The sequence below is a fragment of the Vibrio sp. 947 genome (genome assembly GCF_033339115.1).
In the GTDB taxonomy this organism is placed as follows: Bacteria; Pseudomonadota; Gammaproteobacteria; order Enterobacterales; family Vibrionaceae; genus Vibrio; species Vibrio alginolyticus.
On the sequence record NZ_JAWOTX010000001.1, the window covers coordinates 303,195 to 326,560 of the forward strand.

Consider the following 23,366-nt stretch of genomic DNA (forward strand, 5'->3'; position numbering starts at 1 on the left):
GAGAAGAGCCATGGTCATTGGTAAAAACCTCAAAAACATTAATGAAGAAAACAACTTCTTCTATCTAACCTTAGCGCTAGTGATTTTGTTGTTAGGAAGTGCGATGGCACAAGTCGTAGGTGAAGGGACGATTGAACACATACTTCAGGCTTTCACGGTTCTGACGTTTATCGTCTGTTTTGCGAGCCTTCGCTTTGACAAAACCTGGTCTCGTTTCCTCTACAGCCTGTTTGGTGTTTGGGTTCTTGTGATTGTGATCAAGACCGTTTTCGACATCAGAGAGATGAATGTGGTGATGCTTGCCCTTACCTTTGCGTTCTTTTTCGGCACTTTTAAATCCATCGCAAGACAGATTCTTTTCACCGGCCATGTCAACAGCAACAAAGTCATTGGCTCGGTCGCGCTTTTCTTGCTGCTTGGTCTGATGTGGGCGATTGCCTACCTCATTCTGCTTGAGTTTTCGCCTGAAGCCTTTACCGGTATGGAAGCGATTTCTTGGGGGCAGAACTTCTCCAATGCAGCGTATTTCAGTTTCGTTACCTTAACCACGCTCGGTTATGGCGACATTAGTCCTCTAACACCACTGGCTCAAGTCGTGGTGTATTTAGAGGCCATCACAGGTGTTTTTTATATGGCGATTGTTGTTTCAAGTCTCGTCAGTTCTAACATTGATCATCAGGTAAACAAAAATGGATAAACAATCGGTAAAAATCGACAGTAAGCTTTTCATCAGTAATATGGTGGAATCGGCAATACGCATTGGCTTGATCTTTGTCTTGCTGATGTTTACGTACGACATCATCAAACCCTTCATCCTTCCGGTTATTTGGGGCGCTATTATAGCCGTCGCTTTAATGCCGCTTACCCAAAAATTGCAGCGTGTATATGGTGGTCGCAGAGGTCTGGCAGCCACAACCATTGCTTTACTTGGTATTGCCCTCCTTGTCACGCCACTTGTTATGGTATCAGGCTCCATTGTGGATGGTGCAACGCACGCGCTTGAAGTACTACAAAATGGACAAGTGAAAATACCAGGGCCAAAACCTTCCGTAGCGGATTGGCCTATCGTGGGTGATAAGCTCTACGAAGTGTGGACCCTATTCGCTACTAATCTTGAGCAAGCGATTCAAACCTTTATGCCACAAATAAAGGCAGGACTCACATCTTTACTGGGTACACTTGGGGGCGTATTGGGAAGTTTACTGCTTTCAATCTTGTCACTTGCGATTGCAGCAGGTTTCATGACGTACTCTGAATCTGCAGCATCAGGCCTAAGAACCATCGCGATTCGAACCGCTGGTGAAAACGCAAAAAGCTGGACCACGCTTATCGCTGCGACAATTAAAAGCGTACTGCTTGGCGTAGTCGGTGTAGCGGCGATTCAAGCACTGTTGATCGGTGCTGGTTTCTTCGTATTTGGCGTTCCCGCAGCAGGTTTACTCACACTGCTTCTAATGATCTTGTGTATCGCTCAGCTCCCGGCGTTGCTCGCTGTGCTACCTGTGATTGGCTTCATGTACATGACCCAAGACACCTCAACAGCAACCATGTTTACTGTTTGGGTCGTAGTTGCTGCTCTTTCTGAAAACCTGTTCAAACCAATGTTAATGGGACGTGGCGTCGACGTGCCAATGCCTGTGATTCTGCTCGGTGCCATCGGTGGTATGCTTTTCTACGGCATCGTTGGTCTGTTCTTAGGTGCCGTTATCCTAGCAATTTGGTATGAGTTATTTGTTTGGTGGTTGAGCATTGAGAAAGCACAACAGCAAGAAGAAATGGCAGAACAACAAGACGCTTCTGATGACCAATCAGAACCTGGACACGGTGCTGGCATTTAATAAATCAATAAGTTAGAAAGAAATTTAATCCATAACTTATGATATCAAACCGCTGCATTTCAGCGGTTTGATTCTATTTGGATCACAGTTTCGTCGTAATAAATGCGATAAAAATGACGTTCTTGTTAAATTTTCATACTTATTACACTTGGGAGTTGCAATCGGGCAATGAACGATGCACTCTCGATGACCACTAATTTGCTTAGGATAAAAACAATGAAATTGATCAAGCCTTTAACTTGTGCGCTTGCTCTCGCAATGAGTGGCATGGCATTCGCAGATGTAACCGTGAGTGTTCCTGACAACGTTTCAGTATTAGCGGCTAACGGTGAAAAAGCAGATCTTTCGGGTGGTTTTTTCGCCTCTGAAAGAACACTGACGTTACCTGATGGCCTTAACCAAGTCGTATTTCGTTTCGCCCCTTACTTCAACCAAGGTAATGACCGTTTAAGTGTTGAAAGCGATGTTATCGTTACACGATTTGACGCGACCAATGCCGAACTCACTCTACAAATGCCAGAATACCGCAACCTACGTGATGCGGAAGAGAAGATCAAAGACTTAGATTGGAAACTGGTTGATGATTCTGGCAACGCAATCGCGGTTGACCAAGACAAGTTGCTCAAACCGGGTATGCAAATCGGTCGTGATTACGTACGTGAAATCGAAGATTATAACCAAGCTGGCGGTGCAGCAGCCGTGGCTTTTGCTGGCGCAGCAACCATGCAGCCAGTCACGCTTCCTGCAAAGGTTCCTGCGGATATGAAGCAAGTGAGAGCAACTGCGGTTAAAGCGGATTCGACAGCTGAAGAGATGCTGCACTTCTGGTACCAAAAAGCAGACGCAGAAACCAAAGCTCGCTTTAAGAAATATGTTAATCAACAGTAAATCTGGTTAACTTTATCGATATTAAAAAAGCCACTTCACGTGGCTTTTTTGATCAAAAATTAGGAAGCTTGGACAACTTTAGTATTGGCGATCAAGTCATGCAACAATCGTCGCTCCGGATGAAAGAACAACAATGCCAAATTTACCAACGGGATCCCCGGAATGAGCATCTCCAGCAAGTAGCTAATAACAAGCCTTAACCCTGCTGTAACTTTCGTTGCCTTACTATCATTTTTCATTACAACTTTAATACCAATCATGCGCATACCAATGGTTTGCCCATGACTCAATGCATTCCAGTTGATCATTAAAACCGTTGGTAAAGAAAGCAAGTAAAACGCCTGAGTTTCACGAACAAGCGTGAGGTTATCTGCTAAAGAGAGCTGAAAGTCGTTAAGAAAAGAGTTAATACTCAATGCAATTATTAACACGACCACCATCGTAAAGAGCAGGTCGATAAAACCAGCAATGATTCTCTGTTGCTTGCTCGCGATAAAAGCATACATGGACTTCAGTCACCTCAATGTAATTGGTTAAGCGAGAATGACTGAGTGTACAGACGCGCAATGGTGAGCGCAGTTTAGGTATTGCCAACATAATATTCAACTAAGAACATACTAAATCGCGGTCGTATCTCAAAAGTAATCATTACATCTTGAGCATAACCGTATCAATTTAACAAAACGCTACCAGTAACGTTCGTAAATGATATTTCCCCCAGTTTGATGGCGATACTTTTCCAAGCCTAGCTCTTGTAAAACGGGCACGGTATCTTTGATCATTTGTGGATTCCCACACATCATGACAAAGCTACGCTGAGCTGAGAATGGCGCATCAGCGGCGTTGGACAGTAAACCCGATTCGATGAGTTCAGGAATTCGGCCTTGTAATTTACCATCAACCACTTCCCTGCTGACTATCGGTATATACTTTAATCTGCCTTCATATCGTTGCTGAAGCTGTTCAATTAGGTATTTATAAACCAGATCTTTTTCGAAACGAACGGCATGAACCAGCACAATGCGCTCATTGTGAGGCGGTAAGTTTATATCATCCAGCAGCGACAAAAACGGTCCAATCCCCGTACCTGTAGATAGCAGCCACAGGTCATGAGCCTGTTTAGGAATAGAATCATGGATTAAATCGCCATGTGCGGTGGTACCGACATAAATGCTATCACCAGATTTAAGCTTTTGGAGCCGTGGAGAAAGTTGTCCTTGAGGGTCGGCTACTATTAGAAACTCCAACCAATCGAATTGCTCGCTTGGCGCATTAACCACAGAGTAAGCGCGGCTGATCGGCTTACCTTCATCATCAAGCAAAGCAAGCTTGGTGAATTGGCCAGCTTTAAAGGAAAGAGGCGCGCCAGATATTCTCAAACTGAACAGCTCACCTGTCCAATCGATGCGTTTCTCAACTCTTGCGAGGTTGAAACCTTTGAGTTCAATCATGAGACACCTCCTATCTGGTTACTCTTAGTTAAACTTACGCCTTCAACTCGATTATGTAAAGTTTCTGGTTTACATAATCAAACCACTATTTCATTTCACATTTTAAAAACAATTTTATTACATATTAAATGATTACATCTAGAATAAATGCTCAAAGTGATAAGTCGCGTCGCAATTTGTGGCAAAGCAGATGAAAAAGGAGCAATAGAAATGGACACACTGTTAAAGGACTTTCCCGTTATCACAGAGATAAAAGTCGCATGGGGTGAAATGGATGCTCTGCAACACGTTAATAACGTGGTCTATTTTCGCTACTTCGAGACCGCACGTTTAGATTACTTCAACAAAATTAACCTGCTGGTCGACCTGCAGACCTCGCAAATTGGGCCAGTACTGAGCGAGACTCAATGCCGCTACAAATTGCCTGTTACTTACCCAGACACGCTATTAGTCGGTTCTCGCGTAATCGACATGCAAGAAGATCGCATCACGATGGAGTACCAAGTGCTGAGTAAGAAGTGGGGTAAAATTGCGACCATCGCGACCGCCACTGGTGTGATGTTTGATTTTAAGAACAACGTAAAAGCGGCGATTCCAGACCACGTTCGCCAGTCGATTTTAGATTTGGAAGGAACTGTGGGTAGCACGCATCATTTAGAGTAGCAAGAAATGAGAGATTAAAGGCGAGGTTCCCGACAGCGATTCTTCATCGCTGTCGGGAATAACGTATGGCTAATCTTCCAACCTACGCGATAAGAGAACTAGCGTCATTCTAGCGAGCCAAGGCGAGACTAAGAATCTACTTACCGCTTGCTGCAGGCCTATAGAGATATAAATAAACTCAATACAATCTGAGAGTAGATTCTGAATCACGCTCGTTCCTCGCTGTTCAGAATGACGGTTCGAGTTTGGCTCTGATCTCTACAAAACCATCTAAAAAAGCGATTCCAGAAGAACCTATGTGACCATCCGGAATTTCGCTTTAGACGTAACAGTAGAGCGACTCTTTCAGCCTACGCGATAAGAAAAGCTACGTCATTCTAACGAGACTAAGAATCTACTTGCCGCTTGCTGCAGACCATAGAGCGGTTAGCAGAACGTCTCGATGTACAGCGCTTCGACTTTGTCCCGCGCCCATTGCGTTTTGCGCAGGAACTTCAGCGACGATTTGATTGAAGGATCTTTCTTGAAACAGTTCACACGAACGCGCTCATACATGCCATTCCAACCAAAGTGTTCAACTAGTCGGGTGACGATTTTCTCTAAACTCAACCCGTGAAGTGGGTTATTCGGCTGCTGTTGGCTCATGCTATTGATCCGGTAAAGTGAAGTTGCGCGCTAATCTAACTCAAACTCGCCGTGCAACCTAATGTTTTAACCTTGAATTGGCCTACGACTCTCCCCTATAGTAGCCCAAACTTCTTAAAAGCCCTTTTCATTATGAAAGCCCTCAACGACCTCAATATTTTTGTCGAAACCGCGCGCCAAGGCAGCTTTTCAAAAGCCGCTAACAGTATGGACATGACACCTGCCGCCATTAGCGCATCGATTAAGCGTCTTGAAGGGCAAATCGGTTTCCCGTTGTTTGTGCGTTCCACCCGAAGCCTGCGTTTAACCTCAGAGGGCGAACTGTTTTTAGACAAAACCACGCAAGCGTTGGCAACATTGCAAGAGGGGTTGGATCAGATCTCAAGTGCGCGCGGGGAGTTGTCTGGTCAGCTGCACATTACTGCACCCTCCGATTTTGGTCGCAATATGTTGCTCGATTGGGTGGATGAGTTCATCGATCTCTACCCAAATGTTTCCATCAAACTAGAGCTGTCCGATAGCTTGACGGATATGTACACAAAGCCTGTCGATATTGCGATTCGCTACGGCGAACCGGCCGACTCCAATCTGGTCGTATTGGCATTGTGTGGGTCAAACGAACGGATATTATGTGCATCGCCAGAGTACGTAGCTACACATCCAGAACTCGCCTCTCCTGCCGATTTAACGCAACACAACTGCTTGTGCTACATGGTCGCGGATTCGGTCTACAACAAATGGACGCTCACTCGTGGCAGCGAGAAAGAACAAATCGTGGTCAGCGGTAACTTGTTGAGCAACGATAGTGACTTGCCACACCGGTTAGCGATCAAAGGCAAAGGCATTGCGAATAAATCATTGATGGACATTAGCCGAGACTTAATCGAGGGAAGATTGGTGCGAGTGTTACCAGAATGGGATTGCGGCCCAGTGCCGCTCTACATGGTATGTGCCGATCGTCGATTATTGACGCCAACGATTCGGACTTTCCGCGACTTTATCCAACAAAAATGCTGCCAGCAACGCGCCAACGTGCTGGCAACCTTCTGTCATTAGGCGATAAATCGAAGAGGACGAATCTGGGTATATTCAACCCAATCATTCTCTTCCAATGTTTCAAGAAACGTCGCCATATGCGGGCTTTGCAAATGCTTATCCAAGGCCTCTTGCGACGCCCAGATTTCTTGGAACATAAATAGGCCATCAACTTTTTCGTCGAGATACAACTCGTATTGGCAACAGCCTTCTTCTTTACGAGTTGGCTCTAGTAAACCAGCAAGCAAATTCACCACCTGATCCTTACTATCTGGATAGGCTTTCACTTCTGCGACTAAGTGGATCATCGTTTTATCACTCTTTTGCGATTTATATATTGATTACGGGGTTCTACGTCACCTGTAAGTAAGCTCGAATTAGATCTCGGTGAATACGGTTTCTGCGTCCCAGCGAGACTTTGGCGTTTTCGCGTTGAAGTCATCTTCCGCGTGGTAGCCAAGCGGCACGATCACAACACTGGTATAACCTTTTTCACGCAAGCCAAATTCTTCATCCAGCACTTTTGGATCAAACCCTTCAATTGGTACTGCATCAATTTCTAGCGTCGAAGCACCCAACAGCAACGTACCCACGTTGAGGTAAACTTGTTTCTCCATCCAATGGTTTGCATCTTTCAGATCAAAACGGTGCATGTTCACAAAGTAGCTACGACCACCGCGCACAGCCGCTTTCGCTTCTTCAGTTGGGAATCGACCATCTTTTTCTTCTTGCACCATTAGCGCTTCAATGTAGTCGTTATCGATGCCTGTTTTTGCACAAAACACCAATACGTGAGATGCGTTGAGAATCTTCGCCGCGTTAAACGCGTAATTCTCTTGCGCCGCTTTAGCGATGCGCTGTTTGCCTTCTTCTGTGCTTGCCAGAATGAAATGCCAAGGCTGGGAGTTCACACTCGATGGACTAAAACGAATCAGCTCTTTAACTGCATCGATTTTTTCTTGAGATAGCTTGCGCGTTGGGTCAAACACTTTCGTTGAGTAACGAGATTTTGCAGCTTGTACGATATCCATGAGGCTCTCCAATTAATGAGTTTAAGCTGAGTAACAGCATAACCTCATGAGATAAAGGGAAAAACCGATTTCGATTAAAAACATTTTCAAAATAAATTTGAAAATAAAACGATAAGAAAGGCTTTGAGCGTTCTCACTGGACTTCTTCATCTTTTCGGCAATAATGCATGTTTGCTCGCAACCAAACTCAACTCATGCTGCCTCAAGATAACGTTATTACATCCTTTCTGTGCAAAAAGCTCGGTCACAATCACCTTCGAATTGCCGGCGAATATTGGCACATTGAGAAGTTGGTGGCCTTGCAATGCATGATGTTGAAAGAAGCGCCTAACCTCCAAGAAGGGCTGCTTTGGTGGAGTAAAAGTGTCTCATTATTCGACCGCCGTTTGTACGTCACATTGCAGCATGGTGATGCCCAAATCCATCTGCAAGTCGAATGTAGAACGGGCGATATGCCAAATTGGGCGGAGTCGGTGTTTGGCTTGCTCAAAATGCAGTTGGAAATGCTTGAGTTAAGCGAATCAATACAGGTACAAGTTCACGCCAACAATCCACTCGCGGCCAATATTTTTCTAGTGGAAACGCGAGATTCTAAAACGAGTTCAAGCGTGTTTGAACTGGTGAAACATGTTTATTTGCTGCTTTCTCACCAACCAATTGAACAGCCAGAATTGCTGAGTGTTTTGAACGCCTTGTTCATCAAAAACAGTAATTACGCGCTCAAGTTAGAGCAAGCGGCAAGGCAACTGGGCGTCTCCAAACGCACCTTGCAACGTCGACTGCAAGAAAAGCAAATGAGCTACTCTCAATGCGTTGATTTCGCTAAAAGAAAGCAAGCACTCACTTTGCTTGCCGACACCCAACTCACAACGCAGCAAATCGCATATCAACTCGGTTATGAAGAACCATCGAACTTTCACCGCACTTTTCGCCGTTGGTATCCGTTTTCACCCATGCAGTATCGCCAACAATGTTTGGATAACCGAACTCAGCTAAATCAGCAACCGATCCGCTTGTACTACGCCAAAGCGAATACTTTAGCCGATCACGACATTGACCAACCCGTCGGTAGAATCTGGATGGAAGTAGATAATATTGCGTTTGAAAAAGTGGTCTCAGTTGAGTGTCGAGACCGTGATGGTGCATGGCGGCGCTATCCCGCCTTCTTCGAGCGCTTTTTAAGTCATGGCATCGAACTCTGGGCAACGACCGAACTTCCGGTAGCGCACCCCCTTACCTTTCGCCTTTGTTATGAAGTCGATGGGGAACGTTACATTGAGAATAACCACCAGCGTGATTACGTGGTTTCTAAGGGGCTTTTAATTGGCGCAACGGAATACATTGTCCCGACTCGGCAGCTTATTAATATTGGGGCGCAATACACGCTCTTTGTCGAACTGGCATGCCGACTTGAAAACGTTGCGAGGATTGACTGTTACGTCGATGATGCCCCTACACCTCACGTAATGCGCTTGACCCAACACTCGCTACATTATGCTTGTTGGGTGCTGCAATTATCGCTCACTCAAACTGCAAAGCAGTGCCGTTTCCGCCTTTATGATGAATCCGACAACGAGCTCGCGAAAGAGCATTACCCGATACAATATCCTATTGTGCAACCTCTCAATTAAAACTGTCGGTCAGATCAAAATCGTCTCTTCGTGACATCATATCACGTCTTTTTTGGCGTGAAATGACACTCTCAATTTCAAACCTTTGCTTTATCGTTTCTGCATTGCTGCATAACGGAGGCAAAGACCGTGTTTGAAACTCTACCTAACTCAATGAATAAAATAAAAATACTTCCTTTATCGATCGCTCTAGCTCTTTCTGGCTGTGGAAGCGACGAAACCGCACCAGTCGATACAGGCAGCCACGTGGCATCTCCTGATTGGCAAGATCAAATCATTTACTTCCTGATGATCGACCGTTTTAACGACGGCGACAGCGCTCTTAATGATCAAGGGCAAAACGAATTCGATCCGACTTCGGATAAAAAGTTCAGCGGCGGCGACCTCGTTGGCGTGAGTGATAAGTTAAGCTACATCGAAACTCTCGGTGCCACATCGATCTGGATTACTCCGCCAGTGGCAAACCAATGGTGGGATGCAGAACAAAACTATGGTGGCTACCACGGTTACTGGGCGCGTGACTTCCAAAAAGTGGATGAGCACTTTGGTGACATGGAAAGCTACCAAGCGTTAGCGCGAGAAGTGCACGCTCGTAACATGTTCTTGATTCAAGACATCGTGACCAACCACGTAGGTAACTTCTTCACTTACGATGACCCATACAATTACGATCCTAGCCTACCTTGCCAAGGTTTCCGTTTGATTGAAAATGCGCTACCAGCAGGACAAGAACTGCCTTACCCGCTCAACAAGAATGAGTGTAAAGAAGATGGCACAGGCAGCTACCACTGGACGCCAAGCATCACCGACCACAACGATCCGGTACAAGAAAAAACCTGGCAGCTCTCTGATTTGGATGACCTTAATACGTCCGATCCTGAAGTACGCGCTTATCTAAAAGAGAGCTACCGAAAATGGATTCGCGAAGTCGGCGTCGACGGATTCCGTATCGATACGGTGAAGTTTGTTGAGCACGATTTCTGGAACGACTTCCTGCACGCCGACGATGGTGTGATGACTCAAGCGGTTGATACTGGTCGCGATAACTTCCTGACCTTTGGTGAAGTCTTCGAAACATCTACGCCTTACAACACAGAAGGCGAAGAGAAGATGCTGACTTACATCGGCGAAAGCGGCTCGCCGGAGCAGTTAACCTCGGTACTGAACTTCCCATTGCAAGCGACCATGACGCGCGTATTTGCAGCAGGGCAACCGACCGATTACTTACGCTTCCGTCTTGAGAAAATGATGGAGATGTTCCCAAATCCATACATCATGCCGAACTTCATTGATAACCACGATATGCCGCGTTTTCTATCGCAAGGCAGTGTCAACGATATGAAGCAAGCTCTGATCACCATGATGAGCGTACCCGGTATTCCTGTGATTTACCAAGGTACAGAGCAAGCGATGCCAGCAGCGCGCGATGCGATGTTTGCTGGCGGTTACCGTGAAGACGGCGACTACGTAGATTCATTCGACCAAAACAGCGAGATGTACTTGTTCATCCAAGAGCTTGCTAAGTTACGTACCGAAAACAAAGTCATGACACGCGGCGAAATGAAAGTCATTGGCAGCGATAAAGCTGGTGCAGGTGTGTTCGCCTTTACCCGCACTTTGGATAACGACGAAGTCTTAGTGGTAATGAACACATCTAACTCTCCAATGTTGATGAACCAACTCGATGTAGAACAAGTTGGTGGCACCGTCTTCAAACAACAAATCATGTCGAACTGGGTAGACGCTCCAGAGCAGTTAATCGCAGATGAAAACGGTCACGTAACCCTTGAGCTACCAGCCAAATCTGCCGTGATTTACTCAAAAACTAACGATACCCAATCGGTAGATACCCCAGACCTCAACATACAACTGGCGCAGGATTGGGAAGGAAAAACCATCACTGGTGATATTGTTATCGCGGGTAGTGCGAACGCCAACGAGAAGTTGAACCTTGTCGTCGATGGTAACTTGGAAACAGCGCAAACCATTACTGTAGGTGCTGATGGTCAGTTTAGTGTCACGCTGTCGACTCGTCATTTTGCGATTGGCGAGCAACAGCACCGCTTCGCGATTTATTCCACCGAGAAAAAAGCAGGCATCGAGGACGTGAATTTTGTCTCCAACCTAAGCTGGTCAAACACGCCGGACGACACCATTGATGATGCGGGCGATGCACAAGACGGCGTGGGCGGCCCAAACGGCAACTACTCATTACCAACCGATCCAACGTTCGACAAAGACAACAGCCAACTCGCGATCAACAAAGCAGAAGTGTTTACCGTTGGCAGTAACGTACGTTTGACCTTCACTATGGACAAAATCACCGACACTTGGTTGCCACCAAACGGCTTCGACCACGTGGGTTTCACCATCTTTATTGATTTACCGGAAGAAGCCGCAACCAACTTGTCTGAGCTACCGAAGATCAACGCTTCTATGCCAAGCGGAACCTGGAGTCGCAATGCGGTTGTTTTTGGCTGGCAAAGCTCGATTTACAACACCAAAGGAGCAAATACGACGACATGGGGAGAAGCCGTAACGCCAGCACCAACAGTGACAGTAGACAAAGCCAACAACACCATTTCAATGGACTTTGCTAGCGATGCACTAGGCCGCCCAGATTCGCTCGATGGTATCCGCTTCTATGTCACGACTTGGGACTTAGACGGCCTTTCGGCAACTTACCGTCCGCTAGAACAAGACAAAGGCCCTTGGAACTTCTCCGGTGGCGCATCGGATGAAAGTAAGATTTGGGACGATTTACCAATCATCACCTTGTCGGAATAAACCGTTAAATAAAACACCGCCCAGCGTTTAGCTGGGCGGCCATCAACAAAAAAATGCAGAAAGACACTTCTGCTCGTTTTTATTCTAGTTAAAGAACGATTTCACCCACAGCACCAGACTGTCCCAAAGCTGAGCGAACCACGAGCCCTCTTCTACCGCTTGGCTGCTGACCAAGGGATAACTCGCCACGGTACTGTCATCGCTTTTCCAAACGACCTTACCAATCTCATCTCCTTGCGCGATCGGCGCAATCAACGGTTCATTTAACACCACACTCTTATCAAGCCCAGCCGTCATTGAACGAGGCAAAGTGAGATAGGCATCTTTAGCAAAGATCGCCTCAACTTGATTAGCATTTCCCTTCCAAACGCGAACTTTAGACTCAACTTCCCCCTGTTTAGCAACTTGCTTGGTGTCATAAAAGCGAAAACCATAGCTGAGTAGATTCTTCGATTGGCTGATCCGAGCCTGTTTACTTGGCGTACCCATCACCACCGAGATAAGGCGCATTCTTCCTTCTTTGGCCGAGCTCACCAAGCTGTATCCGGCATTGCTGGTGTAGCCGGTTTTTCCCCCGTCGACATCAATGGAATTGTCCCACAACAACTTATTGCGGTTGTACTGCGTAATGTCGTTCCACTTGAAGACTTTCTCACTGTATAGCGCGTACACATCAGGAACATCGCTGATGATCGACTGCATGAGTCTTGCCATATCGGTTGGTGAGGTTTGGATGCCATCACTATCAAGACCATGGGAGTTCACAAAATAGGTGTCTTGCAGTCCTAATTTCTCCGCCCAACCATTCATCAAGGCAACAAAGCCGCGTTCACTGCCTGCAACATGCTCAGCCAGTGCAACGCACGCGTCATTTCCTGATTGGATGATCACGCCGCGCATTAAGTTCGCAACACTAATTTCATCTTTCGGTTTGATGAACATTTTAGAAGAACCGGGAAACTTGGCCGACCACGCGTTTTCGCTCACGGTGACAACATCATCCCATTTCAAACGCCCCGCTTTAATTTCTTGTCCAACTACATAAGCGGTCATCAACTTGGTTAAACTCGCCGGAGCAAGGCCTGCTCGCCCGTTATGCTCGGCAATAATGGCACCGGATTGAAAGTCCATTAATACGTAGCCTTTTGCCTGTAACTGAGGTGGGTTGGGCGTAACAACGGCAAAAGTAGGTACGCTTATTAAACAAGTCACAATTGTCCATCGAGCCAGTGACACTTTCATCCGACTTCCTCCATGCTCTTACTTTGTCGCAACTCTATTGAGCATAGCTCACTCAACCAGTTGCACCAGTCGCTAATCGTTTCATTTTCTTGAACTTACATTGATTTGACCAAGGTATAGAACTGAAGAGGCAATTGGGAAATAGCATTGGTTCTTCGCGCCATTCGCAGTAAAGTAGCGCTACCCCTCAATAAGGAAATAAAGATAACAATGAACGCTCAATCATTTATCGACGCAGGATTGCATTACACTCCCCACAGTTTTACCGTTCCTCTGGATTACCAAGACGCGAGCAAAGGCACCATTGAAGTCTTCGCCCGTTCGGTTTGCCTAGTTGGCGATGAAGAATCGACCAAACCTTGGTTGGTTTACTTTCAGGGCGGGCCTGGCTTTCCCTCTCCACGTCAAAACGGCAATAACGGCTGGGTAAAACGCGCCCTACAAGAGTACCGAGTTTTGCTCCTCGACCAGCGCGGTACGGGCAACAGCAGCGTAATTAATCACCAGACGCTTGCTCACCTCAGGCCAGAAAAACAAGCAGACTACTTGAGCCACTTCCGAGCGGATAACATCGTGCGCGACGCGGAATACATTCGTGAGCAATTTGGCGTCGAAAAATGGGCGATCTTAGGTCAAAGCTTTGGTGGTTTTTGTTCCCTCACCTATTTGTCTTTGTTCCCAGACAGCTTGCTGCAAAGCTACATCACGGGTGGCGTGCCATCAGTCTCGCGTCATGCCGACGATGTGTATGAAGCCACCTTCAAACGCACCATGGAGAAAAACCAAGCATTCTTCCAACAATTTCCCAATGCACAGCAACTTTGCCAAAACATTGCGAATCACTTGCTAGAAAATGAAGAGTACCTACCAAATGGTCAACGCTTCACGGTGGAACAATTTCAACAAATCGGCATCAACTTTGGTGTGAGTGATACTTTCTTACCAACTTACTATTGGCTAGAAAGCGCGTTGATTGAAGTGAACGGCAAACCACAACTTCGTTATGAGTTCTTAAACGATATGTTGGCGCAGCAAAACTTCCAAACCAACCCGATCTACGCCATTTTGCATGAATCGATTTACTGTCAAAGCTTCGCGTCGAATTGGAGTGCGCACCGCGTTCGCCAAACCCGATCAGAGTTTAATTATGAATCTGGCAAGCCATTTTACTTTACGGGGGAAATGGTCTTCCCATGGATGTTCGACCAATACGTTAACCTCAAGCCACTAAAAGACACCGCAGAAATATTGGCAGCGAAAGAAGATTGGGCTGCGCTGTACGATCAAACACAATTGGCTCAAAACAAAGTGCCTGTCAGTTGCGCCGTTTACGCCGATGATATGTTTGTTGAAATGGATATCAGTCGAGAGACGCTCGCGTTAATACCAAATTCAAAAGCGTGGATCACCAATGAGTACGAGCACAACGGTTTACGTGCCGACGGTGAACGCATTCTCGACAGGCTCATTGCCATGGGTAAACAGACCGCAGCTGCGTTGAAATAAGCAGGACAGACGTTAGAAATACGCCTTTTTAGTATTTGATGAAAAGGCGTTTATAGCGGTTTATGAACAATGGCGATCAGTCATTCACTCTTTGTCCCTAAACCTTTATCCCTCACCACCTCATGTATAAAACTGCGACATGTCCTTTCCTTGTCAATGACTCCGGTGATTATTTGGTGCTTCTTGCGCCTAACTTTTTTGAAGGGCCTAAAACAGAATAACAACATAAATTTAAACCAAAAGTATCGGCCCCAACCTACCTGACTCACTATAATTAATGCTTATAATTTGAACACATAGCGGCTTCACCTGCGGACATGCCCCCCCTATCAAAGACCGCCAGGCCCCGCCTACTCATAATATCCGTATAATTTGTCCGTATTTCCGACTAGTTTAGTCAGGTATACTTCGTGCCGCTAAAATTTTAAGGTCGTTGACCACCTGTATTTTTAAAGGAAACCTCATGAGTCAGTATGTAGTTTGTGCGCTGTACAAGTTTGTTGAGCTGAATAACTATCAAGAGCTACGCGAGCCATTACTTGCGTTGATGGAAAAACACCATATTCGCGGAACATTACTACTGGCAAGTGAAGGTATCAACGGTACTGTTGCATCTGATCGTGCAGGTATTGATACGCTACTGGAGTGGCTAAACAACGAACCTCGTTTGACTGGCACCGTATACAAAGAGTCGTATTCTGAGACCCAGCCATTCAATCGCACCAAAGTGAAATTGAAAAAAGAGATCGTAACATTAGGTGTTGAAGGTATAGACCCTCGCCACGTAGTGGGGACTTACGTGAAACCTCAAGAGTGGAACGATCTTATTGCTGATCCTGAAGTGTTTGTTGTCGATACACGTAATGATTACGAAATCGAGATCGGGACATTCAAAGGCGCTGTAAACCCAAATACTGAAACCTTTCGTGAATTCCCAGACTATGTAAAAGAAAACATGGACCCGGCAAAACACAAGAAAGTTGCGATGTTCTGTACCGGTGGTATCCGCTGCGAAAAATCAACGGCTTACATGAAAGAACAGGGCTTTGATGAGGTCTACCACCTAGAAGGCGGCATTCTTAAATATCTTGAAGAAGTTCCTCAAGAAGAGAGCATGTGGGAAGGCGATTGTTACGTATTTGACGGGCGTGTTGCAGTGAACCACCAGCTAGAAAAAGCAGATTATGATTTATGCAACGCTTGTCGTCTACCGATAACTGAAGAAGACAAACAGTCAGAATTGTTCGAGCAAGGCGTGAGCTGTCCAAAATGTCACGGCACACACTCAGAAGAACAAATTGCTCGATTCCGCGAGCGTGAAAAACAAATTGTTCTTGCAGAGCAGCGAGGCGAGCAGCATATTGGTGGTGAAAGTGCCAAGCAAAGAGAAGCTCGACGTGCCGCTAAGTACGCGCAAAAAGAAGCGCAGCGTAAACAAGACTAAGCCCAACTCTCCTTATATTTAGCGAGCTGCCGTAAGGTGGCTCGCTTTTACTACGCACCAATACTCTTTCAATACAATTTTGTATCCCTCACCAATACTTCTAGTTGATTGCCTCTTTTACCTTCGGGTAACCCCACCATTTCATCATAAGCACTTTGATGCACTAAAACCTGCTTATTTGCTTTGATATTCCTGCACTTCTTTTGCATCTCGATCAGGGAATGAGCCCTCAAAAAGGTACCGTTGTCATTAGTGATAAATTGCGCTTCTCCATCAATCACGACAGATGCCTGGTACAATGCGAGATCAAGCGAATGAATGACCAATTTGTCTACATAGAAGTATTTTTGTAACTTACTCAATGGTATTGCCATGTGTCACCTCCCTAAAAGTTACCTCTACGTTTTGTGGAATAAAACCGATCATTGGATGAGATTGCTTCGGTTTACTTGCGTACAACATCGGAAACAAAGAGGATTCCGATGCAAACAATCAATGTCGTGTGGTTAAAACGAGATTTAAGGCTGACTGACCATCAACCACTAACTCAAGCATTATCAACAAAGCACCCAACTGTGCTTTTATATATTGTTGAACCATTGCTATTGAATAACCCACACTATTCTGAGCGCCACTGGCGATTTGTTTGGCAATCACTGCAAGACATGGATGAGACGCTCAAAGCCTATGGGCATCGAATCACGGTGCTGTATGACGATGCCTTAGCATGTTTCCAATCAATTCAAGCGCAATATCAAATCAACGCTGTTTTTTCTCACCAAGAAATAGGACTCAACTGCACCTTTGAGCGCGACAAACAAGTTGCCGCTTGGCTGTATGAGCAGAACATCGACTGGTTTGAGTTCGAACACGGTGCTGTTATCAGAGGTGCAAAAAACCGGCAAGGTTGGGACAAACATTGGGACTCTGTCATGAGAGCCTCAATAAGCCCTATTGAGCTCCAAACCGACTTATTGCATTCATTGGATGCAGAAGCTCTCGGCTGTTCGTTTTCGCCACCATCATCCTGGCTATCAAAATGCAAAGGAATGCAAACGGGAGGAAGCCGGCTCGCTTGGAAAACACTAGAGGACTTTTTTCATCGTCGAGGTCGTGATTACTATCGAAGCATTTCTAGTCCCACAGCCTCACGCACAGCCTGTACTCGACTTTCTCCATACCTCGCTTGGGGTAACATATCCTTGCGTGAAGTTTATCAATACCTTTTGAAACACTGGCAAGTCGCTGGATTTCGTCGCAGCTTAATTGCATTGTCTTCACGGCTTCATTGGCACTGTCACTTCATCCAAAAATTCGAATCGGAATACGACATGGAGTTTTACTGCGTTAATCGGGCTTACGAACCATTGATTAAACAAAGTAGTACTTTCAATGAAGAAAAGTTAGCAGCATGGAAATCCGGGCATACTGGCGTACCTTTGATTGATGCCTGCATGCGCTGTTTGCACCACACTGGTTACATTAACTTTCGCATGCGTGCCATGCTGGTTAGCTTTCTTACTCACCACATGAACATGGATTGGCGAGTAGGTGTAACGCATTTAGCGCAACTGTTTCTCGACTTTGAGCCTGGAATTCATTACCCACAATTCCAAATGCAAGCAGGAGTAACCGGGACTAACACAATCCGTATTTATAATCCGATCAAGCAAGCCCAAGAACATGATCCTAACGGTACGTTCATCTACAAGTGGGTACCTGAGTTACAAATGGTTCCTCCCCCTCTTTTATTCGAGCCCTGGACAATGACCCAGATGGAAGCTGTCATGTATCAATTGCAGCCAGATAGCCGTTACCTTGCACCTATTATCGCACCAGACAACGCAGCTAAGGCAGCAAGAGAGCGCTTATGGACGTGGCGGAAACGAGCCGATGTGAAACAAGAAGGCAGACGAATTCTTGCGCGACATGTTAGACCCTCAAAAGAAAGTAGGGCGCGATGATCATCTTTCAATCACAATGCGTACAAATGCAAACACACTCCAGGGAACCCGTTGTACCCTCAACTAGTAAGGAACACACTATGTTCAAACGTATCTTAGTTATCGCGGCTACACTGATGGCGACATTATCTTTTATGCTTCCCGTCAAGGCTCATGAGCATGGCATGATGAAAGCCGATATTGTCGACGTTGCCGCTGAAAACGGCTCTTTCAATACGCTTGTTGCTGCGGTGAAAGCAGCGGGCTTGGTTGACACTCTCAAAGGGGAAGGCCCATTTACTGTTTTTGCACCAACGGATGACGCTTTTGCAAAACTGCCAGACGGCACAGTCGACATGCTCTTAATGCCGGAAAACAAAGACAAGTTAGTATCTGTTTTGACTTATCACGTCGTCCCAGGGAAAGTGATGGCTGCCGATGTTGTTAAGCTAGACAAAGCGACTACGGTTCAGGGGCAAGATGTGATGATTAAAACCATGGGCGATAAAGTCATGGTTAACGATGCAAATGTCATTGCAACCGATGTGAAAGCTAAAAACGGTGTCATTCACGTGATTGATACTGTCATCATGCCGAAATAACACCATTCAAAGGGCGGGACACTCCGCCCTTTAGACAGAACTTCTTCCACCCTTAGCACGGTTCCTCTCCACTTATCCCCAACAAACCTCCATTCATTCACTGTGGCTATAAAAAATATAAAAACAAAATTAAAATCAATACCTTGTAAGAAGACACTGCACAATATTGACGAGGTTAAGATATCGTTATCTTTCAATTTGAGAACAGGATTCCATGTCAGTGACGTTTACTTTTCCACATGTAAATTCTTAAGCTAAATTTTGGCTGCTCAATCACATTTCGGCAAACCATTCGAAAGGGTGGGACGCAAAGCTTCCGGTCTGTCAGCATTTAAAAATCTAAAAGAATGCTCATGATAGCGGGGTTACCATGACGCAGTGTTACAGAAGTCCAATTTCTGTAGCGTTGCTTTATGCTCAGCATGCGCCGGGGTGTGACACTAGTTTGTCAGCCATAACAGAGGACATGTGATGAAATCATTTCCAACCAAATCCGTACTCGCGTTAGCACTTGCAAGCATTAGCTCAGGTGCTGCGGCTCACGGTTATGTATCAGAAACCAATGGTGGTGTCGCTGCAAGTCGCTCGGCACTATGTAAGTATCCAACGCCAGATACTAACGAAAAAAATAATAACTGCGGTGCGATTCAATATGAACCGCAAAGCGTTGAAGGCCCTGATGGCTTTCCCGAAACAGGGCCTCGCGATGGTAAAATAGCGAGTGCCGAAACCGCTTTAGCAGCTGCCCTTGATGAGCAAACTGCCGACCGTTGGGTAAAACGCCCTATTCAAGCAGGTACACAAACTTTTGAATGGACATTTACCGCTAACCACGTGACGCGCGACTGGAAATATTACATCACCAAGCCTGATTGGAACCCAAACGCTTCACTATCACGAGACTCTTTTGATCTAACTCCTTTCTGTGTCGTCGACGGCAATATGGTTCAACCCCCGAAACAGGTAAGCCATCAATGTAATGTGCCTACTCGCGAGGGATACCATGTCATCCTGGCAGTATGGGATGTTGGCGACACTGCAGCCTCATTTTATAACGTGATCGATGTGAAATTTGATGGTGACAGTCCCGTTATTCCAGATTGGAAGCAAGGCGGTCAAATTATTCCTACAATGGATTTAAATATTGGGGATTCGGTTTATACACGCGTATTTGATCAAGCAGGTGAAAACGTGGCGTATAGAACTGAACTAGAAATTACCGATGCAGCAATGGGCCAAGCGAAAAACTGGTCTTACGCACTCGCGACTAAGCTAAACCAAGAACAAGCAAAACTGCAAGCCGGGCAGTATGCAGAGGATAAATTCACTCCTGTTTATGGTACTAATCCGGTGTATCTGCAAGCAAATAGCGGCCTTGAGCGAGTAGAGATCGGCTATAACATTGAAACTCCTGTCCCAGAATACTCACTCACAGTAGATGGCTTAGCAGACGAGTATATCATTGAGTCAACACCGACAACGTTGGATCTGACACTAACTGCTGAAGGCGATTTAAATGCAGAACTCACCGTTTACAATCACCATCGCGAACCACTTGCAAGTTGGGCAAACGAAATGAAAGACGGCTCGGTAGAGGCGATATCGCTCGCTTTAAGTAAATCAGAGCCGGGTCACCATATGCTCGTGACACGTATTAAGGACAAAGATGGCAACTTGGTGGATCAGCAAACACTCGACTTTCACTTAAAAGAAGAGTCAGTTACTCCACCACCATCTGGTGAGTACGATTTTGTCTTCCCTGAAGGACTATCTAGCTACACTGCGGGCACAAAAGTGCTTGCCAGCGACGGGGGCATTTATCAATGTAAACCTTTCCCATACTCTGGTTACTGTATGCAGTGGAAAGAAGCCGCAAACCATTACGAGCCTGGAATAGGTTCACACTGGGAGATGGCTTGGGATAAAGTCAACTAAATCACCCTTTGAACGTTAAGTAAAAAGAGCCTCACTATGAGGCTCTTTTATAATCAAACGCAAAAATGACAATTTTCCCGGTCTAAACCATAAACACCAGATAAACTAGAGAGATGCACTCGCCCCTCAATCAGCCCCATTTCATACCCTTCTAGTAAAACGGATTGTCGCATTGATAAGCGCTGAACATGAAAATTATCTGGTGGGGCAATTACCCTAACATGTGTTCCTGGTGGAGGGTTACGAATAAACTCCAATGATTGATTATAGTTATCTGCACGTCTTAACATCGCATCCGCCATTTTGGGGTGCTCCGCAAACAGTTTCTTCATCAGCCATGTGGTCTTAACTGGCTTTTTGGCATAATTCAGCGGGTGAGAGAGTACTACGGTTATGTCGCGAGCCCCTCGACGATAAGCCTCACGCACTGGTATAGAGTCAGCGACCCCACCATCGGTATAACAACCGCCAGAAAAACAAGGGGTATGCTTGTAGGCAATCGGTAATGCTGTTGTCGCTTCAATCGCATGGTGAAAATTATCACGTGTCACGCGGTAATAATCTGCCTGCCCTGTATCTACATTTGTTGTCGCTGCGAGAAAAGGAACGCCATTAAACAGTTTATTTTCATCGACGGGATACAAGCGATTAGATTCTTCAAACAGCCACTTCACATCGATGAGGTCCCCACCTTTAACGAAGCGAGTCGGGTCAAAAAAGCGTTTACTTGTGGCCAGCTTAGTAATGACGTTAATACTGCGATGCGGGTAGTCGGTCAAATACCCAATCAAATTTGATGCACCAGCAGATACACCGATTGCAAAATCAAACGGTTTATAACTCTGCTCTAAAAACGCATCTAACACTCCGCTTGCGAAGACGCCTCGCATCGCGCCACCTTCTACTACAATTGCTTTTGTTGCCATATTTCCCCCATTCTCCTTGCCAAAAGAGTAATGAAATTCGTGCAATCACAACAATTGAATATTCTTATTATTGAAATAGGTGAAGTCTATTTATTTCTCTCTTAGAAAATGAAAACTAAAGTTCAAAAAATCCGTACCCGTTAGAAATGTAATTGCGGGCTTAACCAAGGTGGCAAGGTCTAAGAGAAATCTAGGAGAAAACCGTTTTATAGGCTTCGCCCGCGCCATCAATAAACATTTGAGTACCAATAACCGCTAGAATTAAGCCCATCATTTTAGTCACAACATTTAGAGCACTTGGTCCAACCGCTTTGACCAATTTGTCTCCAAACAAAAACAGTACATAGGTGATCACACAAAGGACAGCGAAAGAAACGATAGTAATAATGGTTTGATCGAAACCACCCGCTGTCGCAAAGTTCATCGCGGTAGCAATCGTTCCGGGCCCAGCTAATATTGGCATCGCCAATGGAGACACTGCAATACTCAATGCCGCCCGTTGCTGAGCTGGTGAATACGCCTTCTCTTTGGTTTTCTGATGCGTCGAATCACCTTGAAGCATGTTAAAACCTATCAAAAACACCAAAATACCGCCTGTTATTCGCAATGCATAAAGCGTGATACCAAACAAATCAAAAATTAACTTACCGGCAATAGAAAATATCGCGATGATAATAAATGCAATAAAGACTGAGCGGAGCGCAATGGAACGGATGGTTTCTTTATCTTCATCAGCAGTTAAACTCAAAAAGATGGGGATATTGGCGATAGGGTTCATGATGGCAAAGAAGCCCATAAACACCGTAACTGTATGAACAATGAGTTCTTTCATATTTTCCACTGCATTTAAATTATTGATTCTAAAAACAGTATATACGCTCTCAAACAGAAAGAGTGGTGTATTCTCGATTCGCCTTCACACTTATGCGCCAAGCATTGTTTTTCTTTTGAGATAGTTTACCGACTCATCAAATGTCGCTAAGGTGAGTCTTCAGCCTTTAACGTAACAGGGGATGTTAAGTCACCATGAACAGCACGATTCAAACAATTCTCAATCACCGCTCAATTCGAAAATTCACCTCACAACCGATTGAGAGTGAACAATTAGATGCCATTCTTCAAGCCGGCCTTGCGGCATCCTCATCAAGCATGTTGCAAGTCGTTTCAATTATCCGCGTGACCGACACAGAAAAACGCACGCTATTAGCTCAATATGCCGGAAATCAAGGGTACGTTGAAAGCGCGGCTGAGTTTTTGGTGTTTTGTATTGATTACCAGCGCCATGCCAGTATCAACCCAGATGTTCAAGCTGACTTTACCGAGTTAACGTTAATAGGCGCTGTAGACTCGGGCATCATGGCACAAAATTGCTTGCTAGCGGCGGAGTCGATGGGACTAGGAGGTGTGTATATTGGTGGTTTACGAAACAATGCCCAAAAAGTAGACGAATTATTAGGTTTACCTAAAAATACCGCCATTTTGTTTGGTATGTGTCTTGGTCATCCAGATCAAGCCCCTGAAGTAAAACCTCGCCTACCTAAGCATGTCGTGGTGCATGAAAATCAGTATCAAGACCTAAACTTGGATGATATTCAGACGTATGACCAAACTATGCAAAACTACTATGCAAACCGTTCGAGCAATCAAAAACAGAGTATTTGGTCGCAAGAAGTCACCAGTAAACTGGCTGGCGAATCACGTCCGCACATCCTGCCTTACTTAAACAGAAAAGGGCTCACTAAAAGGTGATGACCACAGTACGATAGGATCAAAAAAGGCCTCTGAAGAGGCCTTTTCAT

The 23,366-nt window shown here is 45.5% G+C and carries 22 protein-coding genes and 1 riboswitch; of the genes, 13 read left to right on the top strand and 9 right to left on the bottom strand.

Translation table 11 applies throughout. The features are described from left to right. Positions 1-10 precede the first annotated feature (10 nt). The 3 genes from R7Q39_RS01365 (at position 11) to R7Q39_RS01375 (ending at position 2,726) form a co-directional block, all read left to right on the top strand. On the top strand, positions 11-697 hold the full coding sequence (locus R7Q39_RS01365) for a potassium channel family protein (RefSeq protein WP_017634413.1): 687 nt from the start codon (positions 11-13) through the stop codon (positions 695-697). Continuing rightward, positions 690-1,838 (top strand): AI-2E family transporter, encoded by a 1,149-nt coding sequence (locus R7Q39_RS01370; protein ID WP_005386936.1) that lies wholly within the window; start codon positions 690-692, stop codon positions 1,836-1,838. The genes R7Q39_RS01365 and R7Q39_RS01370 overlap by 8 nt, the downstream gene beginning before the upstream one ends. 216 nt (positions 1,839-2,054) lie before the next feature. Further along, positions 2,055-2,726 carry a DUF2057 domain-containing protein gene (locus R7Q39_RS01375; protein WP_017634411.1) on the top strand — a complete coding sequence of 224 codons (672 nt, stop codon included), beginning with the start codon at positions 2,055-2,057 and terminating at the stop codon, positions 2,724-2,726. Positions 2,727-2,785: 59 nt separating this feature from the next. Here R7Q39_RS01375 and R7Q39_RS01380 read toward each other — a convergent pair whose 3' ends face one another. After that, positions 2,786-3,232: an RDD family protein gene (locus R7Q39_RS01380; protein ID WP_047102393.1), complete on the bottom strand. Its 447-nt coding sequence runs from the start codon at positions 3,230-3,232 to the stop codon at positions 2,786-2,788. A 180-nt stretch (positions 3,233-3,412) separates the two neighbouring features. Then, on the bottom strand, positions 3,413-4,177 hold the full coding sequence (locus tag R7Q39_RS01385; protein WP_017820554.1) for a ferredoxin--NADP reductase: 765 nt from the start codon (positions 4,175-4,177) through the stop codon (positions 3,413-3,415). A gap of 210 nt (positions 4,178-4,387) precedes the next feature. Here R7Q39_RS01385 and R7Q39_RS01390 point away from each other — a divergent pair, with 210 nt between their 5' ends. Then, complete coding sequence (locus tag R7Q39_RS01390) at positions 4,388-4,840, top strand: acyl-CoA thioesterase (protein WP_005374933.1); 453 nt, start codon at positions 4,388-4,390, stop codon at positions 4,838-4,840. A 426-nt stretch (positions 4,841-5,266) separates the two neighbouring features. Here the strand turns inward: R7Q39_RS01390 and R7Q39_RS01395 are convergent, their stop codons facing one another. Then, on the bottom strand, positions 5,267-5,485 hold the full coding sequence (locus R7Q39_RS01395; RefSeq protein WP_005374929.1) for a VF530 family DNA-binding protein: 219 nt from the start codon (positions 5,483-5,485) through the stop codon (positions 5,267-5,269). Between the two features lie 132 nt (positions 5,486-5,617). Here R7Q39_RS01395 and R7Q39_RS01400 point away from each other — a divergent pair, with 132 nt between their 5' ends. Next, positions 5,618-6,541: a LysR family transcriptional regulator gene (locus tag R7Q39_RS01400; RefSeq protein WP_005374928.1), complete on the top strand. Its 924-nt coding sequence runs from the start codon at positions 5,618-5,620 to the stop codon at positions 6,539-6,541. On the opposite strand, the gene R7Q39_RS01405 is transcribed toward R7Q39_RS01400, so the two are convergent. Together R7Q39_RS01405 and R7Q39_RS01410 are read right to left on the bottom strand one after the other, a co-directional pair. Next, a complete protein-coding gene (locus R7Q39_RS01405; protein WP_005374925.1) occupies positions 6,538-6,828 on the bottom strand; it encodes a putative quinol monooxygenase in 291 nt (96 codons plus the stop codon). The genes R7Q39_RS01400 and R7Q39_RS01405 overlap by 4 nt on opposite strands. A gap of 69 nt (positions 6,829-6,897) precedes the next feature. Further along, positions 6,898-7,551, bottom strand: a complete 654-nt coding sequence (locus tag R7Q39_RS01410) for an oxygen-insensitive NAD(P)H-dependent nitroreductase NfsB (protein ID WP_005384588.1) — start codon at positions 7,549-7,551, stop codon at positions 6,898-6,900. 167 nt (positions 7,552-7,718) lie between these two features. On the opposite strand from R7Q39_RS01410, the gene R7Q39_RS01415 reads away from it, so the two are divergent. Together R7Q39_RS01415 and R7Q39_RS01420 are read left to right on the top strand one after the other, a co-directional pair. Further along, positions 7,719-9,182, top strand: coding sequence for a helix-turn-helix transcriptional regulator (locus R7Q39_RS01415; RefSeq protein ID WP_170960398.1), 1,464 nt, complete (start codon positions 7,719-7,721; stop codon positions 9,180-9,182). Positions 9,183-9,311: 129 nt separating this feature from the next. Further along, positions 9,312-11,969 carry an alpha-amylase family glycosyl hydrolase gene (locus R7Q39_RS01420; protein WP_318075675.1) on the top strand — a complete coding sequence of 886 codons (2,658 nt, stop codon included), beginning with the start codon at positions 9,312-9,314 and terminating at the stop codon, positions 11,967-11,969. A gap of 84 nt (positions 11,970-12,053) precedes the next feature. Here R7Q39_RS01420 and R7Q39_RS01425 read toward each other — a convergent pair whose 3' ends face one another. Further along, on the bottom strand, positions 12,054-13,211 hold the full coding sequence (locus R7Q39_RS01425) for a D-alanyl-D-alanine carboxypeptidase family protein (protein WP_138939462.1): 1,158 nt from the start codon (positions 13,209-13,211) through the stop codon (positions 12,054-12,056). Positions 13,212-13,421: 210 nt separating this feature from the next. Here R7Q39_RS01425 and R7Q39_RS01430 point away from each other — a divergent pair, with 210 nt between their 5' ends. Next, positions 13,422-14,717, top strand: coding sequence for an alpha/beta fold hydrolase (locus R7Q39_RS01430; protein ID WP_318075676.1), 1,296 nt, complete (start codon positions 13,422-13,424; stop codon positions 14,715-14,717). 463 nt (positions 14,718-15,180) lie between these two features. Continuing rightward, positions 15,181-16,161 (top strand): rhodanese-related sulfurtransferase, encoded by a 981-nt coding sequence (locus R7Q39_RS01435; protein ID WP_104976412.1) that lies wholly within the window; start codon positions 15,181-15,183, stop codon positions 16,159-16,161. Between the two features lie 68 nt (positions 16,162-16,229). On the opposite strand, the gene R7Q39_RS01440 is transcribed toward R7Q39_RS01435, so the two are convergent. Beyond that, positions 16,230-16,535, bottom strand: coding sequence for a DUF6482 family protein (locus R7Q39_RS01440; RefSeq protein WP_054700633.1), 306 nt, complete (start codon positions 16,533-16,535; stop codon positions 16,230-16,232). A gap of 108 nt (positions 16,536-16,643) precedes the next feature. Between R7Q39_RS01440 and R7Q39_RS01445 the strand changes: the two genes are divergently transcribed. From R7Q39_RS01445 to gbpA, 3 genes are all read left to right on the top strand, one after another. Further along, on the top strand, positions 16,644-18,125 hold the full coding sequence (locus R7Q39_RS01445; protein ID WP_318075677.1) for a deoxyribodipyrimidine photo-lyase: 1,482 nt from the start codon (positions 16,644-16,646) through the stop codon (positions 18,123-18,125). Positions 18,126-18,205: 80 nt separating this feature from the next. Next, positions 18,206-18,706, top strand: coding sequence for a fasciclin domain-containing protein (locus R7Q39_RS01450; protein ID WP_005384595.1), 501 nt, complete (start codon positions 18,206-18,208; stop codon positions 18,704-18,706). A gap of 272 nt (positions 18,707-18,978) precedes the next feature. Beyond that, a riboswitch (cyclic di-GMP riboswitch) is annotated at positions 18,979-19,079 on the top strand. A 98-nt stretch (positions 19,080-19,177) separates the two neighbouring features. Beyond that, entirely contained in the window at positions 19,178-20,641 is a 1,464-nt protein-coding gene (gbpA, locus tag R7Q39_RS01455; RefSeq protein ID WP_237305682.1) for an N-acetylglucosamine-binding protein GbpA, read from the top strand. Positions 20,642-20,694: 53 nt separating this feature from the next. Here gbpA and R7Q39_RS01460 read toward each other — a convergent pair whose 3' ends face one another. Together R7Q39_RS01460 and R7Q39_RS01465 are read right to left on the bottom strand one after the other, a co-directional pair. Further along, on the bottom strand, positions 20,695-21,567 hold the full coding sequence (locus R7Q39_RS01460) for a patatin family protein (protein ID WP_237305681.1): 873 nt from the start codon (positions 21,565-21,567) through the stop codon (positions 20,695-20,697). Positions 21,568-21,757: 190 nt separating this feature from the next. Beyond that, positions 21,758-22,399, bottom strand: a complete 642-nt coding sequence (locus R7Q39_RS01465) for a MarC family protein (RefSeq protein WP_005374889.1) — start codon at positions 22,397-22,399, stop codon at positions 21,758-21,760. 194 nt (positions 22,400-22,593) lie between these two features. Between R7Q39_RS01465 and nfsA the strand changes: the two genes are divergently transcribed. Next, positions 22,594-23,316 carry an oxygen-insensitive NADPH nitroreductase gene (gene nfsA / locus R7Q39_RS01470; RefSeq protein ID WP_318075678.1) on the top strand — a complete coding sequence of 241 codons (723 nt, stop codon included), beginning with the start codon at positions 22,594-22,596 and terminating at the stop codon, positions 23,314-23,316. Positions 23,317-23,366: the final 50 nt, after the last annotated feature.